The 15,221-nt window shown below is 28.8% G+C and carries 14 protein-coding genes and 1 riboswitch; of the genes, 13 read left to right on the top strand and 1 reads right to left on the bottom strand.

Features of this window, described 5'->3' with window-relative positions:
- Nucleotides 1-53 precede the first annotated feature (53 nt).
- From spoIID to fabZ, 5 genes are all read left to right on the top strand, one after another.
- Complete coding sequence (gene spoIID, locus KGF42_RS08760) at nt 54-1,118, top strand: stage II sporulation protein D (RefSeq protein WP_227821177.1); 1,065 nt, start codon at nt 54-56, stop codon at nt 1,116-1,118.
- Nucleotides 1,119-1,183: 65 nt separating this feature from the next.
- On the top strand, nt 1,184-1,852 hold the full coding sequence (locus KGF42_RS08765; RefSeq protein ID WP_227826142.1) for a M23 family metallopeptidase: 669 nt from the start codon (nt 1,184-1,186) through the stop codon (nt 1,850-1,852).
- 97 nt (nt 1,853-1,949) lie between these two features.
- Nucleotides 1,950-2,210: a sporulation transcriptional regulator SpoIIID gene (spoIIID, locus tag KGF42_RS08770; protein WP_003420727.1), complete on the top strand. Its 261-nt coding sequence runs from the start codon at nt 1,950-1,952 to the stop codon at nt 2,208-2,210.
- A 195-nt stretch (nt 2,211-2,405) separates the two neighbouring features.
- Nucleotides 2,406-3,425 carry a rod shape-determining protein gene (locus tag KGF42_RS08775; protein WP_227821179.1) on the top strand — a complete coding sequence of 340 codons (1,020 nt, stop codon included), beginning with the start codon at nt 2,406-2,408 and terminating at the stop codon, nt 3,423-3,425.
- A gap of 16 nt (nt 3,426-3,441) precedes the next feature.
- On the top strand, nt 3,442-3,870 hold the full coding sequence (gene fabZ, locus KGF42_RS08780) for a 3-hydroxyacyl-ACP dehydratase FabZ (RefSeq protein WP_054272854.1): 429 nt from the start codon (nt 3,442-3,444) through the stop codon (nt 3,868-3,870).
- Between the two features lie 110 nt (nt 3,871-3,980).
- Here fabZ and yyaC read toward each other — a convergent pair whose 3' ends face one another.
- Nucleotides 3,981-4,490, bottom strand: a complete 510-nt coding sequence (gene yyaC / locus KGF42_RS08785; RefSeq protein ID WP_227821180.1) for a spore protease YyaC — start codon at nt 4,488-4,490, stop codon at nt 3,981-3,983.
- A gap of 188 nt (nt 4,491-4,678) precedes the next feature.
- Nucleotides 4,679-4,782: riboswitch (SAM riboswitch) on the top strand.
- 136 nt (nt 4,783-4,918) lie between these two features.
- On the opposite strand from yyaC, the gene metK reads away from it, so the two are divergent.
- The 8 genes from metK to celB all read left to right on the top strand — a co-directional run bounded on the left by metK (nt 4,919) and on the right by celB (nt 15,217).
- Nucleotides 4,919-6,112 (top strand): methionine adenosyltransferase, encoded by a 1,194-nt coding sequence (metK, locus tag KGF42_RS08790; protein WP_227826143.1) that lies wholly within the window; start codon nt 4,919-4,921, stop codon nt 6,110-6,112.
- Nucleotides 6,113-6,430: 318 nt separating this feature from the next.
- Complete coding sequence (locus tag KGF42_RS08795; RefSeq protein WP_054272857.1) at nt 6,431-7,528, top strand: hypothetical protein; 1,098 nt, start codon at nt 6,431-6,433, stop codon at nt 7,526-7,528.
- Between the two features lie 263 nt (nt 7,529-7,791).
- Entirely contained in the window at nt 7,792-10,011 is a 2,220-nt protein-coding gene (locus tag KGF42_RS08800; RefSeq protein WP_227826144.1) for an ATP-dependent RecD-like DNA helicase, read from the top strand.
- A 44-nt stretch (nt 10,012-10,055) separates the two neighbouring features.
- Nucleotides 10,056-10,796, top strand: coding sequence for a ComF family protein (locus KGF42_RS08805; RefSeq protein ID WP_227826145.1), 741 nt, complete (start codon nt 10,056-10,058; stop codon nt 10,794-10,796).
- A gap of 334 nt (nt 10,797-11,130) precedes the next feature.
- A complete protein-coding gene (locus KGF42_RS08810) occupies nt 11,131-13,044 on the top strand; it encodes a BglG family transcription antiterminator (RefSeq protein ID WP_227826146.1) in 1,914 nt (637 codons plus the stop codon).
- Between the two features lie 140 nt (nt 13,045-13,184).
- Nucleotides 13,185-13,493: a PTS lactose/cellobiose transporter subunit IIA gene (locus tag KGF42_RS08815; protein WP_227826147.1), complete on the top strand. Its 309-nt coding sequence runs from the start codon at nt 13,185-13,187 to the stop codon at nt 13,491-13,493.
- 24 nt (nt 13,494-13,517) lie between these two features.
- Nucleotides 13,518-13,844, top strand: coding sequence for a PTS sugar transporter subunit IIB (locus KGF42_RS08820; RefSeq protein ID WP_054272862.1), 327 nt, complete (start codon nt 13,518-13,520; stop codon nt 13,842-13,844).
- A 38-nt stretch (nt 13,845-13,882) separates the two neighbouring features.
- Nucleotides 13,883-15,217 (top strand): PTS cellobiose transporter subunit IIC, encoded by a 1,335-nt coding sequence (gene celB / locus KGF42_RS08825; RefSeq protein WP_227821186.1) that lies wholly within the window; start codon nt 13,883-13,885, stop codon nt 15,215-15,217.
- The last annotated feature ends 4 nt before the right edge of the window (nt 15,218-15,221 follow it).

The following is a 15,221-nucleotide window of genomic DNA, read 5'->3' on the forward strand; positions in this document are numbered from 1 at the left end:
AGGGTTGTTCATATACTTAAATACAAGGTTTTAAAAGCTAAGGAGGAGAGTATATGAAGAACTCATTGGTTGTTTTGTTAGGATTTGTGACTTGCTCTGTGTTAGTTCCATCACTTATAACTTTAGTGTCTTATAAAAATATAGAATTAACTGAAAAACCAGAGAGACCAGTATCTATAAACAAAACTATTAAAAAAAGTGATATTAAGGACAAAAGTAATAAAGAAGAAAAAAAAATAGTGAACTATGAAACTGTAAATAAAAAAACACCAGTCATCAACGTTTATAATCATATAACAGGAAAAACTGAAAAAATGGACATGGAGAACTATTTATGTGGCGTACTAGCTGGTGAGATGTCATCAGAGTTTGATATAGAAGCTTTAAAAGCTCAATCTGTAGCAGCTAGAACATATGTAGTATATAAACAGGAACATAGTAAATCAAGTAAACATAAAAATGCAGTAGTATGTACTGATTATAAACACTGCCAAGAATATAAGAGTTATGATACTCTTAAAAAGCTGAATGGTGAAGAATGGATTAAAAATAAATATTCTAAAATCCAAGAAGCAGTTAGAGAAACTAAAGGGCAGATAATAACTTATAATGATAAGGCAATACTTCCTCTTTATTTTTCTACATCTTCAGGGAAAACTGAAAATAGTGAAGAAGTATTTTCTGCAAAATATCCTTATCTAAAGTCTGTAGAAAGCCCTTATGATAAGTATTCTCCTAAATTTGCATCAACTCTTAAAATAAGTAATACTGATTTTGTTAAGAGTCTTAGAAGATCATATAGCACTATTGTTATAGATGTGAATAATTTAAGCAAACAAGTTTTAATAACTAAAAGAAGTGATGCTGGAACTGTAGAAAAAATAAAATTAGGAAATAAAGAATTGACTGGAAAAGAAATTAGAACTGTTTTTAAGTTGAACTCTGCAAACTTTGACATAAAATTTGGAGAAGGATACATAGATTTTGTAGTAAAAGGATATGGTCATGGCGTTGGAATGAGCCAGTGGGGAGCAGAAGGAATGGCAGAAGAAGGCTATAAATATTATGATATATTATCACATTACTACACAGATACAAAAATAAAAGATATATACTAATAATTGTATAAAATGCTAAAAACACGTCAATAATCCAAATGTAGAAATATATTTGGAGGTGCAAAATGAAGAAAAAGCTGTTAGAAAAAGATGGTTTTTATTTATCTTTATTTGTATGTGTTTGTTTATTAGCAGTAGGTGGAGTTTGGTTTACAAATAATAATGTAGATAAATTGGCTTCTAATAAAGGCATGATAGAAAATGCTAATAAAGATAGTGAAGAGGAAATACATTTAATTGAAAAAGATAAGAAAGATGCTATTCCTACTGCAACGGATTCAAAACAAAACTTAGAAAAAGCTAAGTCAAAAGAGGAAAATAAGTTAAGTGCAACAAAATTAAATTACATTGGAGATAAAGTAATAAAAGGCTATTCAGAAAAAGAACCTAGTTATTCTAAAACACTTGATGTTTGGGAAACTCATAAAGGTGTAGATATTAGTTGTACTAAAGGTAAAGAAATAAAATCTCTATTAAACGGAATAGTAGTAGATGTATTTAACGATGAAGAATATGGAGAATCAGTAAAAATAAAAAGTGACAATAATATTGTAGTAGTATATTCAAATCTAGATAAAAATGTTAGTGTTAAAAAAGATCAGAAAATAACAGAAGGACAATCTCTAGGTACTGTAGGAAGTACTTCACAGGTAGAAAGTGAAGAAGGTATACATGTACATTTGGAGGCATATAATGGAGATAAATCTATAGACCCAATGAGTCTAATTAAGTAAAAGTATAACAAGTTTAATCATATTTGGTTAAGCTTGTTATATTTTTTGGTGTTTTTACATATATATCATTAAAGCTATTATGTGAGGGGGGTAATCTTTGAGATCTCATATAGAGGAAAGGGCCATAGTGGTAGCAAAATATATACTTGAAAAAAACACTACAGTAAGACAAACCGCCAAGACATTTGGAGTAAGTAAAAGTACAATTCATAAGGATGTTACAGAAAGATTGAAGGAAATAAATCCATCCCTTGCCAAAGAAGTTAAAAATGTGCTAGACAAAAATAAATCAGAGAGACATATTAGAGGGGGATTAGCAACGAAATTAAAATATGAGAAAGAACATAAAAAAATGTAGGTTAAAAACCTACTTTTTTTATTGAATTAAATTATTGTAAGAAATATATTAAATAATTATAAATAGCAAAATAATAATGCTCTCAAAACATTTATTTTCTCTTGATTAAAGCGAGTTTTTTGTATATGCTTTATTATAGGAGTATTAAAATAGGCTTATAATATAACCTAATATAGAAATGAAGGAGTTGAAAAAATGGCTGGAGCTGATATAGGCATAGATTTAGGTACTGCAAATGTACTTGTTTATGTTAGTGGTAAAGGAATCGTTTTAGAAGAACCATCTGTTGTGGCGATAGACAACAGAACAGATTCTGTTTTAGCTGTAGGAGAAGAAGCTAAAAAAATGATAGGGAGAACACCAGGTAACATAGTTGCTATAAGACCTTTAAGGGATGGTGTAATTTCAGATTATGATGTAACTGAGAAGATGTTAAAATCTTTTATAGATAAGATAGCTGATAAAAAGGGATTTGGAAGATTTTTTATGCCAAGAATTATGGTATGTGTACCAACAGGTGTTACAGAAGTAGAAAAAAGAGCAGTAGAAGATGCAACTAGACAAGCTGGAGCTAGAGAAGTATATATCATAGAAGAGCCAATAGCAGCAGCCATAGGAGCTGGTGTAGACATATCACAACCTAATGGTAATATGATTATAGATATTGGTGGAGGTACTGTAGATATAGCTGTAATATCTTTAGGAGGAGCTGTTGTAAGTGAATCTATAAAAGTTGGTGGAGATAGATTTGACGATGCTATAGTCAAATACATGAAAAAACAACACAATCTTCTTATAGGAGAAAGAACAGCAGAAAAAATCAAGTTTGAAATAGGTTCTGCATTTAAGAGAGAAGAAGAAAAATATATGAAGATAACAGGAAGAAATTTAATTACAGGGCTTCCTAGTTCTATAACTATAAATTCAACAGAAATGTTAGAAGCACTTAGAGAATGTGTTGAGCAAATAGTAGTGGCTACTCATGCTGTTTTAGAAAAAACACCTCCCGAGCTAGCAGCAGATATAGGAGATGTTGGTATAATAATGACTGGTGGAGGTTCATTATTATATGGATTAGATAAAATAATAGAACAAAGAACAGGAATAACTGTTACAATAGCAGATGAACCATTATCTTGTGTTGCAAAAGGTACAGGAATAGCTTTAGGTTCAATAGACTTACTTGAAACTGGTGGGTCTTTTAAAAGAAAATAATTAGGAGAGTTTTAGGATGCTAAATATAGATGAAATAAAAAAATTAATACCACATAGATATCCATTTTTATTGGTAGACAAGATTATAGAGTTAGAAGTTGGAAAAAGAGCTGTTGGCATAAAAAATGTAACAGTTAATGAGCCATTTTTTCAAGGTCACTTTCCAGAATATCCTTTAATGCCAGGAGTATTAATAGTAGAAGCTCTAGCACAAGTGTGTGGAGTTGCAATGATGTCTGTAGAGGAAAATAAAGGAAAATTAGGTGTATTTGCAGGTATAGATAAAGTTAGAATTAAGAGAGAAGTAAGACCAGGAGATACATTAACTATGGAAGTTGAAATGACAACTCTTAGAAGAAATATAGCTAAGGCAGATGCTAAGGCATATGTCGGTGAAGAACTTGTCTGTAAAGGTGAATTAATGTTTGCTTTAGTAGAAAAGTAAAAACTTGAAATATAAAAGTAAAAAGGTAGATAATTTAGAGTATTTAATCAGATGCTCTAAAATATCTACCTTTTTATATAAAGAATTTTATCAGTTAGTTTATATTGGGATTAAGTGGATACCAATAAAGCTAAGGCTATTGTTTCAGCTAAGTCCAATATAAAGCTAAGACGTATATTATTAAATGAAAGTCTATTATTTTCATCAATTTTATCTACAATTCCTACTATAGAATAATTTCCTATTTGAGGTAGTTTTTTGCCAACACCTTTTCCGGGCAGGATAGGTCCTTCTCTAATCTGTATATTACCTATGTTACTCTGCGACCCCAAGCAAGCATCTATAGCCAAGAAGTTACCTTGTATATGTGTATTTTTTATAGTATCTAGAGACTCATATATATTTAAGGCGTGAATAGGGTTATCTAGTGTACCGTAAACGGGGTATTTAAAGTTACTGTTTTTAAGTATTGTTCCAACTAAAGGGCCCAAAGTATCACCTATAGCCCTGTCTGTTCCTATGCAAACAACAATCGTATTTTCATTAATTATAGTTTTTAGAACTGAACTTAGCATCTGTATAACATCATCATCGCTGTAATTTACTTTAGCTAAATACAATAGGAACACCCCCTTCAAAAAAATATATGAATAAAAAGCATTAAAAAGACCTAACTTTGAATTTCAGATAGATAGAATATTTTATTTGTCTTACAAAAAAAGGAATAAAAAAAATATGACTAAAAATCTTGACAAAATTTTAAAAAAATAGTAAGCTGATAAAGTAAAACAAAACTTAAATCTTGATTACCTTATCAAGAGAGGCTGAGGGATAGGCCCTGTGAAGCCCAGCAACCACCCAAATGGGAAAAGGTGCTAATTCCTACAAGACAAAAGTCTTGAAAGATGAGGTCAGTTAATTAGTATGTAATTACGATTATTAACCTCTTCTTATTAAGGAGAGGTTTTTTATTTTGAGTAAAATTTCTAAAATTAAAAATAAGGTAAAACCTATAATAAAAATTAAGAATGAATAAGGGGGAATAAAAATGGCAAGACATTTATTTACGTCAGAATCAGTTACAGAAGGACATCCTGATAAGATATGTGACCAAATATCAGATTCAATATTAGATGCATTATTAGAAAAAGACCCACAATCCAGAGTAGCTTGTGAAACTACAGTTACAACTGGTTTAGTTTTAGTAGCAGGAGAAATAAGTACATCTGCTTATGTAGACATTCCTAAGTTAGTAAGAGAAACAGTAAGAGAAATTGGATATACAAGAGCAAAATATGGATTTGATTGTGATACTTGTGCAGTTATAACTTCTATTGACGAGCAATCTGGAGATATAGCTATGGGAGTTGATGAAGGTCTAGAAAGTAAGACTGGAGAAGAGATGGAAGAAGAAATAGAAAAGGTTGGAGCTGGAGACCAAGGTATAATGTTTGGATTTGCATGTAATGAAACTCCAGAGTTAATGCCACTTCCAATATCTTTAGCACATAAATTATCAAGAAGACTTACAGAAGTTAGAAAGACAGGTCTAGTTGATTATTTAAGACCAGATGGAAAAACTCAAGTTACTGTTGAATATGAAGGAAGTAAAGCTGTAAGAGTACATACAGTTCTTATATCAGCTCAACATTGTGAAACAGTATCAAATGATAAGATAAGACAAGATTTAATTGAGCATGTTATAAAATCAGTTATACCAGCTGAATTACTTGATGAAGATACTAAAATTTATATAAATCCAACTGGAAGATTTGTTATAGGAGGACCTCAAGGAGATACAGGTCTTACAGGAAGAAAAATAATAATAGATACTTATGGTGGATATTCTAGACATGGTGGAGGAGCTTTCTCAGGAAAAGACCCTACAAAAGTTGATAGATCTGCTGCTTATGCAGCTAGATATGTTGCAAAAAATATTGTTGCAGCTGGTCTTGCAGATAAATGTGAGATAGAACTTGCATATGCTATAGGTATAGCTAGACCATTATCTATATTTATAGATACTTTTGGGACAGGTAAAGTTTCAGAAGAAAAACTTGTTGAATTAGTAAATAAACACTTTGATTTAAGACCAGGAGCTATAATAAGAGACTTAGATTTAAGAAAGCCTCTTTATAAAAAAGTTGCTGCTTATGGTCACTTTGGTAGAACTGATATAGATTTACCTTGGGAAAGAACTGACAAAGTTGAACAGTTAAGAAAAGATGCTTTAGGTGAATAATTTTTAACTAAAAAGCTGTTAGAATGTAATTTTATGATTACTTTCTAACAGCTTTTTTATTATGAGTTAAATATTTTTAATAAATATTAATTTCTCATCATATAATAAATTAAACAATATTTAATTAGATTAGTACATTTTGTTTTACAATACTATATTAAATTTATACATATTATAGGATATATGTTAAAAACTAGTTAAGATTGTGTTAACTGATGTTAAATAATTAAAAATATATTGAAACATAACAATAATGAGTCTAATATAATCTTAATAAACTTACACTTTAAAAATAATTTTAATTAGGGGGAGTAGTGTATGTCAGGTAAAGTAAATATTAAAACTGTTATAAGCTTTGCTGGAGCTTATGTAGCTACTGTAATAGGTTCTGGATTTGCAACTGGTCAAGAAATACTGCAATTTTTTACGTTTTATGGATATGCTGGTATTATAGGAGGAATCATATCTATGATACTATTTTCATGGTTTGGAGCAGAAGTTATAGAGAAGGGAAGAGAATTGAAGCTTAAAGAACCAATAAAGATTTATCAAGTATATTGTGGAAAGTATCTTGGAACATTCTTTGAATGGTTTGGACCATTGTTTTTATTTGGAACATTAGTAATAATGATTGCAGGAGCAGGAGCTACATTATCAGAATACTATGGATTAAATCCATATGTAGGTAGAATTGGTATGGCAATCGTTTCTCTAATAACTGTTTCATTAGGTTTGACAAGACTTTCTAAGATACTAGGTAATATAGGTCCTATAATAATAATATTTACACTTTTAGTAGGAGCAATTAGTTTATTTAGTAATATTGATGCTTTATCAAATGCAGGAACTATGGTCGATAGCTTAAACATTAAAACTGCTACATCAAATGGATATTTCTCAGGAGTGCTTTATACATGTTATAATGTAATAATAGTAATAACATTCTTGACAGGAATGGGAGCTTCTGCAGTAAATAAGAAAGACGCTGTGTGGGGTGGTATAGTAGGTGGAGTAGCACTTATGGCAGCAGCTATAATGATGAATTTAGCATTACTTTCAGACATAGGAAATATATATACAAAAGAGATACCAGCACTTTACTTAGCTGATAAAATATCTCCAATAATAGGTATTTTATTCTCAGTAGTACTTTTGTTAGGGATATATACTACAGCTGTACCATTACTATGGTCAGTAACTAACAGATTTGTAGAAGATGACCACCCTAAATTTAAAATTATAACAATAGTAGTAAGTATATTAGCTTGTATAGGAGGTCTACTGCCATTTGATAAACTAGTAGGTACACTATATCCGTATACAGGTTATATGGGAATTTTAATTTTATTATGCATGCTTTATAGAAGAATCACTAAAACCGAGGGGTACAAAGAAAATAAATCTGAAATAAGTTAGTATTATGAATACATTTATGAAATCTAATTTGTACGCTAAACATAGAGTAATTAAAATAAAATAGCTATTTAAACATGGTACCTGTATCTTATGGTACCATATTTTTTGGATGCAGATTTTTTTTGTTTCTGATAAAATGTATAATAGTTGGAAATTACGTTAAGTATAAAAATATAAAACTTTTCTAGGACTATCATAGTTTTAACAGATAAGGTATACTAACGTTTAAACGGAGCGATTATTAGTATTTTTAGGAGATAAAAATGGAAAAATTAGAAGGAATGATAAGTGAAATAGTCTTTAAAAATGAAGATAATGGCTATACAATAGCTCATCTGGTAAATGAAAGTGATGAAATTGTCGTTGTAGGATGTATGCCTACTTTGGCAATTGGAGAAAGTATAGAAGTTGAAGGAAAGTGGGTAAACCATAAGATTTATGGGACTCAATTTGAAGTTAATAGTTTTATGCCAGTGACACCATCATCCTTAGAAGGAATTTATGTTTACTTATCTTCTGGAATGATACATGGTATTGGTGAAAAAATGGCTAAGAGAATAATTGATAAGTTTGGTGTAGATACATTAAATGTGATACAAAATTCGCCAGAAAAGCTACAAGAAGTAGAGGGGATAGGAAGTAAAAAAGTAAAACAAATAGTAAAAAGTTATGAAGAAGATAGAGAATTGAGAAATATAATAATAGAGTTGTCTCCTTTTGGAATAACACCAAATTACTGTCTAAAAATATATAAGAAATATAAAAGTAGTGCAATAGAAATTATAAATAAAAACCCATATCAACTTGCTGAAGATATAAGAGGAATTGGATTTAAGGTAGCTGATAGTATAGCAAATAAAATTGGTATAGATAAAAATTCTAAAGATAGAGTTTGTCAGGGCATCTTATATACTTTAAATAAATCTCTAAGTAACGGACATACATATTTACCAGAACATGTTCTAATACAAGATTCAGAAAAGTTATTAGAGTTAAATGGAGAAATAATAAAAGAGTGTATAGTGATGCTAGTTTATAACCAAAAAATACATATAGAGAGAGTAAACAATGAAAATCTTATATATCTTATGCCTTACTATTTAGCTGAAAATGGAGTATGTAGCCAAATAGTAAAATTATCACAGTATGAATTTGAAGACTTAAAAATAGATATAGATAGTGAGATTAATGCTTTAGAAGAAGATAAAAAAATTAAGTTAGCAGAAAAACAAATTTTAGCAGTCAAAGAATCTGTTAACAGTGGAGTATTAATTATAACTGGTGGTCCAGGAACTGGTAAAACAACTACTATTAATGCTATTATAGATATATTTGAAAATAATGGGAAAAATGTAACTTTGGCAGCTCCAACGGGAAGAGCAGCTAAGAGAATGAGTGAAACTTCTGATAAAGAGGCGAAAACTATACATAGGTTATTAGAGATGGGGTTCTCAACAGACGATGATTTAACTTTTTTTAAGGCTGAAGAAGACCCAATAAATTCAGATGTAATAATTGTTGATGAGGTATCAATGGTAGATATTATCTTAATGTACAATTTGCTTAGAGCTATAAAGCTAGGAACAAGAGTAATTTTGGTTGGAGATAGTGACCAATTGCCTTCTGTAGGTGCTGGAAATGTACTTAAAGATATGATTGATTCTAATATTATAAATGTAGTTAAATTAAATGAAATATTTAGACAAGCACAAGAGAGCATGATAATTGTAAATGCCCATAAGATAAACAATGGAGAGCCCCTTTATTTAAATACAAAAGGGAAAGATTTCTTTTTTATAAGAAAGTCTACCAATGAAGAAATTTTAAATGAAATAATAGGATTAGTTAATGAAAGATTACCTAAATTTTATAAAGTTGATAAATTGAAAGATATACAAGTTTTATCTTCAATGAGAAAAGGTGAGTTAGGAGTTACTAATCTCAACATAGAGTTACAGAAGTATCTTAACAAAAAAGAAAAATTTAAAGTTGAAGAAAGTTTTTCTAAAAGATTATTTAGAGTTGGCGATAAGGTAATGCAAGTAAAAAATAATTATACAAAAAAATGGGAAACAGAAGACCAAAAAGAAAGTGGAGAAGGTATATACAATGGAGATATAGGATATGTTTATCACATAGATAAAGATAAGAAAACTATTTATGTATTATTTGACCAAACTAAAATTGTATCATATTTATATGATGAATTAGATGAAATTGATCATAGTTTCTGTACAACGATACATAAAAGTCAAGGAAGTGAATTTCCAGTTGTAGTATTGCCAATAACTTGGGCTCCTCCTATGCTACTTAGCCGTAATTTGTTATATACAGCAGTAACAAGAGCAAAAAAATTAGTTGTATTAGTTGGAGATGTGAAATATCTTGAATATATGATAAAAAATAACAGAGTGAATCAAAGGTATTCAAATTTAGGATATAAGCTGAATAAATTCAAGCGAGAAGGGCTGTTGATAGAATAAATATGAAAATATGCAATGATAACTTTATTAAGAGTTTTAAAAATATGATTAATAAATGTCTGGATTTTATATATCCTGAGAATATAAGTTGCATAATTTGTGATAAATCTATAAAGAAAACAAATACTTATTCAATATGTAAAAGCTGTTTTAAAGAGATGAATTTTATACAGGATGGTTGCATGAAGTGTGGAAAGCCAATAATACGTCATTCAATTGAAAAAGAGTTTGTTGAAGAGTGTAGCTATTGTTTTAATAAAGATTTTTATTTTGACAAATCAATATCCTGCATTGAATACAATGATGTAACTAAAAAGATAGTATTAGGGCTAAAGTATAATCAAAAAACATTTATGGCTAAATATATAGCTCAGATAATGAAAGAAAAATTGTATTTAGAAAATATAAAATTTGATTATATATTATTTGTTCCACTTCATAAAAAAAGGCTAAATAAAAGAGGCTTTAATCAGGCACAAAAAATAGCATTTAATTTAAGTAAAATGGTAAATATTCCATTATTGGATTGTATAAGTAGAAAAAAATATACAAGAATGTTATATAAATTAAACAAGAAGGAACGAAAAGAAGAACTAAAAAATGTATTTGTCGTCAAAGAAAATATCAAATTAATAAATAATAAAAATATACTTTTAATAGATGATATATTTACTACTGGTTTGACAACAAATGAAATTTCTAAACTTTTAAAATTATCTGGTGTTAATAAGGTCTTTGTATTGACTTTACTCACAAAAGCAAATGATAATTATATTATGGAATAATCTTATATATTGACAATTTTAATTTAAAATATTAAAATGGATAAGTGATATTTAGGTCTGTGGTTGAAAGTCCAAGCCAGTCGCAGGCAAAGGGATCCACGTAAGTTAACACTAAAAATTGGGTTAATGATCATGGTGCGGCTTAGAAGTAAGGCCTACCGATAATAAAATCGAGAGAGAGTAGTAGTGCGGCGAACCCAAGCGAACCCTCCAGTAGGCGAGTGTGGGGTCAAAAACCAGGTCAGCTAAATATCATATTAAAAGAGAGCTAGCATAATACTTTTATGTGTAGCTCTTTTTTATATATAATAAATTCAGGTTGAGTCATAAAGAGGTGATATGTTTGAATAAAAGACAAGAAAATTTATTGACAACATTGCTATTAAAAGAAGAATTTATAAATGTCAGTGAGATTGCTAATGATTTTGAATGTTCAGAAAGGACAATAAGAAATGATTGCAAATATATTGATGAATGGTTATCCACTTTTTGTAATGCTTATATAAAAAGAAAACCTAATATAGGAATTAAATTTAGTGGAGATAGTACAGATAAGATACTGGTAAATCAGAAGTTACGAGGTGAAGTTAAAAGAGTAAATAGTGAGCTTCATAAGCAAGTTGAGATATTAAATTTATTGCTTTGTAACAATAAAAAAGTCACTTTGAATGATTTATCTAATAAATTGTATATAAATAAAAATATTGTCAGAGAAGAAATAAGTAAATTATCAGTGGCATTAAATAATTATAACTTAAATATCTCAACCAAAAAAGGTAGTGGTATATATATCGAGGGGGATGAGAAAGACATAAGAATAATGCTAGTATCATTCTTATTTAAATACATAGATAAATATAGGTTAAATATAGATGAAATAGAATATTTCCATATAGTAGATATAATAATTGTCAAAAACATAATGTCCACTATAGAGGATAATATGGATATAAGGCTTACAGATATATCATTTAAGCAATTGATGTTATTTTTACTTATAAACATAATACGAATAAGGCTAGGAAATTCTTTAAAAATATCAAATGCCAAGAAAGAACTTAAGCTAAAAATACTTATCTTAGGTATAGAAGATGAGCTAAAATCTAATTTATCTATAGCATTAAATTACGAAGAAAAATTGTTTATAGAATCCCTAATATTTGGTATGAATAAACAAATAAATAGTAGCAATACTAAAAAATCACTATATCTAAATGAAGAATTAGTAAATTATACAAAAAAAATTATAAATTTAGTATCAGAAGAATCAGGAATAAATTTCAATAATGATAGATTACTTTATGAGCAATTAATATGTCATTTGAATGTTACAATGCACCAAATGAAAAGTAATGTTTACTTAGAAAATCCACTTTTAGATAATATAAAGACTAAATTTTGTTTTTTATTTACAGTAATATCAAGTTCAATAGAAATTGAATTAAAAGGAAAACAAATAACTGAAGATGAAATCGGTTATCTTACACTTCACTTTCAAACCTCTCTGGAAAGAAAATACAATAAAAAGGAACCAGATAAAAAAGCAAGTATTGTATGTCCATTTAGTTTTGGAGTAAGTATGTTATTAAAAGTAAAGATAGAAAAGAGATTTGATAACATAGAAATTGTTGAAACATTAAGAGAGGAAGATTTAAAAAGAGATAACTTTAATAAGAAAATAGATTTTATAATTGCATTTCAAGAGTATGAGAATATTCAAAAGCCAATTTTTATAACAACACCATTATTTACTGATGAGGATGAAAACAAACTCAAAGACTTTACAAACAAAATAAAAGAAAAAGATACTTCGTATAAGCTTATGAACAGATTAATGATGTCTGATTATTTAATAAGGGAGTTAGAGCATGATGATATTTATGAAGCTATAACATATTTAACTAATTTATTAATTGAAAAACATTATGCAGAAAAAGAGTATTTACAATCCATTATAACAAGAGAAAAGTCATATCCAACCAATGTTGGTAAAGGAATATTATTCCCTCATGGAGATATGAAATATATAAAGCAATCTGTTCTATGTTTTGCAAGGTTAAAAACACCAATAAAAATTAGAAATGGAAAGGATATAAAAATTATACTTTTATTAGCTTATAAAAAGGATGATGATAGAAAAGTATTTAGAGAATTATTTAAAGAAATATCTAATTTAACAGAAGATGAAAATATGCTAGATATTCTAAGTAAATGTGATATTGAAAAAGTAAAATATATTCTTATATAAAATTCATAGTGAAATATGGATAAGCACAAAATTTTCCATGTGATGGAAAAAGTTGTGCATGTTTTTTTGTTTTTATGCGATATTATATGTTTGTAAGGTATAAATAAGCTAAAAGCAGATAAGCAACTTAGGAGGAAAAAATGGAAGAAATAGTTTTAAAAATTATAATTCATGCTGGTAATGCAAAATCTATGCTTTATGAAGCACTTGATTGTGCAAAGGAAAACGATTTTAAAAAAGCAGATGAATTAATGGAAAGTGCGAATGAAGAAATCTTAAAAGCACATAAAGTACAAACTGAACTTATACAAAGGGAAGCTGGAGGAGATAAGTCAGATATATCTATCTTATTGATTCACTCTCAAGACCATTTAATGACTTGCATGAGTGAGAGAAATCTTGTAAAAGAAATGATTATATTAAGAAAAGAAATTCAAAAATTAAAATAAAAAAATTAAGGGGGATTTAAAAGAATGAAAAGAAAAGTATATTTATTTTGTAGCTTTGGGATGTCAACAAGTTTACTTGCAGAGAAAATGCAGAAGGTAGCAGATGAACACAATTTACCAATAGAAGTAGAGGCATTTCCAATAGCAGAGATTGATAAAATAGTAGGAGAAAAAAATCCAGATTGTATATTATTAGGACCACAAGTTAAATACATGCTAAAGGAATTAAAACCAAAATTTGAAGCTCAAGGTAAACTTATAGACATAATCAATGAAGTTGATTATGGAACTATGAATGGGGAAAAAGTACTAAAGCTCGCTATAAAGCTAATAAAATCTAAACAAGCATAGAATTACAATAAAAAATAATGAGAAATGAGGGTGGATAGATGAATAGATTGGAAAGAATACTTATGCCATTGGCTGAAAAAATAGGTAAAAACAAGTTATTAATTGCAATTAGAGATGGTTTTTTAATATCATCACCATTATTAATAATAGGTTCATTATTTTTATTAGTATCAAATTTCCCAATAAAAGGATGGAATGAATTTGTAGGTCAAATTTTTGGTCCAGATTGGGCTGTAAAATTGCAACAACCAACTGTAGCAACATTTGAAGTAATGACCTTACTAGCAGTTTTAGGAATTGGATATTCTTATGCAAAGCAAATAGATGTAGACCCAATAGCATCAGCAGCAGTTGCAATAGTTGCTTTTTTTATAGTAACACCATTTGTAATACCATATACACCAGAGGGAACAGAATTAGTCTACATGGTAACAGGTATACCACTAGGATGGATGGGTTCTAAGGGAATGTTTGTAGGTATGATAACAGCAATAACTTCTGTAAAATTATTTGCTGTAGTTGTAAAAAAAGGATGGACATTGAAAATGCCAGATGGAGTTCCTCCAACTGTATCAAAATCATTTGCAGCATTAATACCAAGTGCAATAGTTATGATAGTTTTCTTTTTAGTTAAGATAGCTTTTGAAGCTACACCATATGGAAGCATACATGAATTTATATTTAAATTTTTACAAATACCATTATTAAAATTAGGAAATACTTTAAGTGCTACAGCAATCGCTTATGTATTCTTACATCTATTCTGGTTCTTTGGAATAAATGGAAGTAGTGTTGTTGGGGCTGTGTATAATCCCATATTAAAAATTCTATCAGCTGAAAATTTAGCTGCTTTTCAAGCTGGTACAAAACTACCGAACATAATAACTGCTCAATTTCAAGACATGTTTGCAACATTTGGTGGAGCAGGTAGTACATTATCATTAATTATAGCTATGTTATTAATATGTAAAAGTAAACGTATAAAGTCAATAGGAAAATTATCAATTTTACCAGGAATATTTGGTATAAATGAGCCATTGATATTTGGTCTACCAATAATGCTTAATCCAATACTATTGATACCATTTGCACTAGTTCCAACAGTAAATATAATAATAGCTTATTTCTGTATGTCAACAGGATTAGTGCCACTTACAAATGGAGTTCAGTTACCGTGGACAACTCCAATTATATTCTCTGGTTTTCTAACAACAGGATGGCAAGGTGCAATTTTACAAGTAGTACTTCTTATACTAGGAATATTTATGTATATACCATTTATAAAAATGCTAGACAAACAATATTTGAAAGACGAAAAATCAAATGTTGAAGAGGAAGATGATGATATATCTTTTGATGATTTAGTATTATAGGAGG

It is taken from the genome of Clostridioides sp. ZZV15-6383, from assembly GCF_020657735.1.
Lineage (GTDB): Bacteria > Bacillota > Clostridia > Peptostreptococcales > Peptostreptococcaceae > Clostridioides > Clostridioides difficile_D.

Excerpts from the sequence above, each read along its gene's own strand:
- KGF42_RS08795 (WP_054272857.1), top strand. The coding sequence starts at position 6,431 with ATGTCAGGTAAAGTAAATATTAAAACTGTTATAAGCTTTGCTGGAGCT.
- celB (WP_227821186.1), top strand. The coding sequence starts at position 13,883 with ATGAATAGATTGGAAAGAATACTTATGCCATTGGCTGAAAAAATAGGT.
- KGF42_RS08815 (WP_227826147.1), top strand. The coding sequence starts at position 13,185 with ATGGAAGAAATAGTTTTAAAAATTATAATTCATGCTGGTAATGCAAAA.
- KGF42_RS08820 (WP_054272862.1), top strand. The coding sequence starts at position 13,518 with ATGAAAAGAAAAGTATATTTATTTTGTAGCTTTGGGATGTCAACAAGT.
- KGF42_RS08805 (WP_227826145.1), top strand. The coding sequence starts at position 10,056 with ATGATTAATAAATGTCTGGATTTTATATATCCTGAGAATATAAGTTGC.
- fabZ (WP_054272854.1), top strand. The coding sequence starts at position 3,442 with ATGCTAAATATAGATGAAATAAAAAAATTAATACCACATAGATATCCA.
- KGF42_RS08775 (WP_227821179.1), top strand. The coding sequence starts at position 2,406 with ATGGCTGGAGCTGATATAGGCATAGATTTAGGTACTGCAAATGTACTT.
- KGF42_RS08765 (WP_227826142.1), top strand. The coding sequence starts at position 1,184 with ATGAAGAAAAAGCTGTTAGAAAAAGATGGTTTTTATTTATCTTTATTT.
- KGF42_RS08800 (WP_227826144.1), top strand. The coding sequence starts at position 7,792 with ATGGAAAAATTAGAAGGAATGATAAGTGAAATAGTCTTTAAAAATGAA.
- spoIID (WP_227821177.1), top strand. The coding sequence starts at position 54 with ATGAAGAACTCATTGGTTGTTTTGTTAGGATTTGTGACTTGCTCTGTG.
- metK (WP_227826143.1), top strand. The coding sequence starts at position 4,919 with ATGGCAAGACATTTATTTACGTCAGAATCAGTTACAGAAGGACATCCT.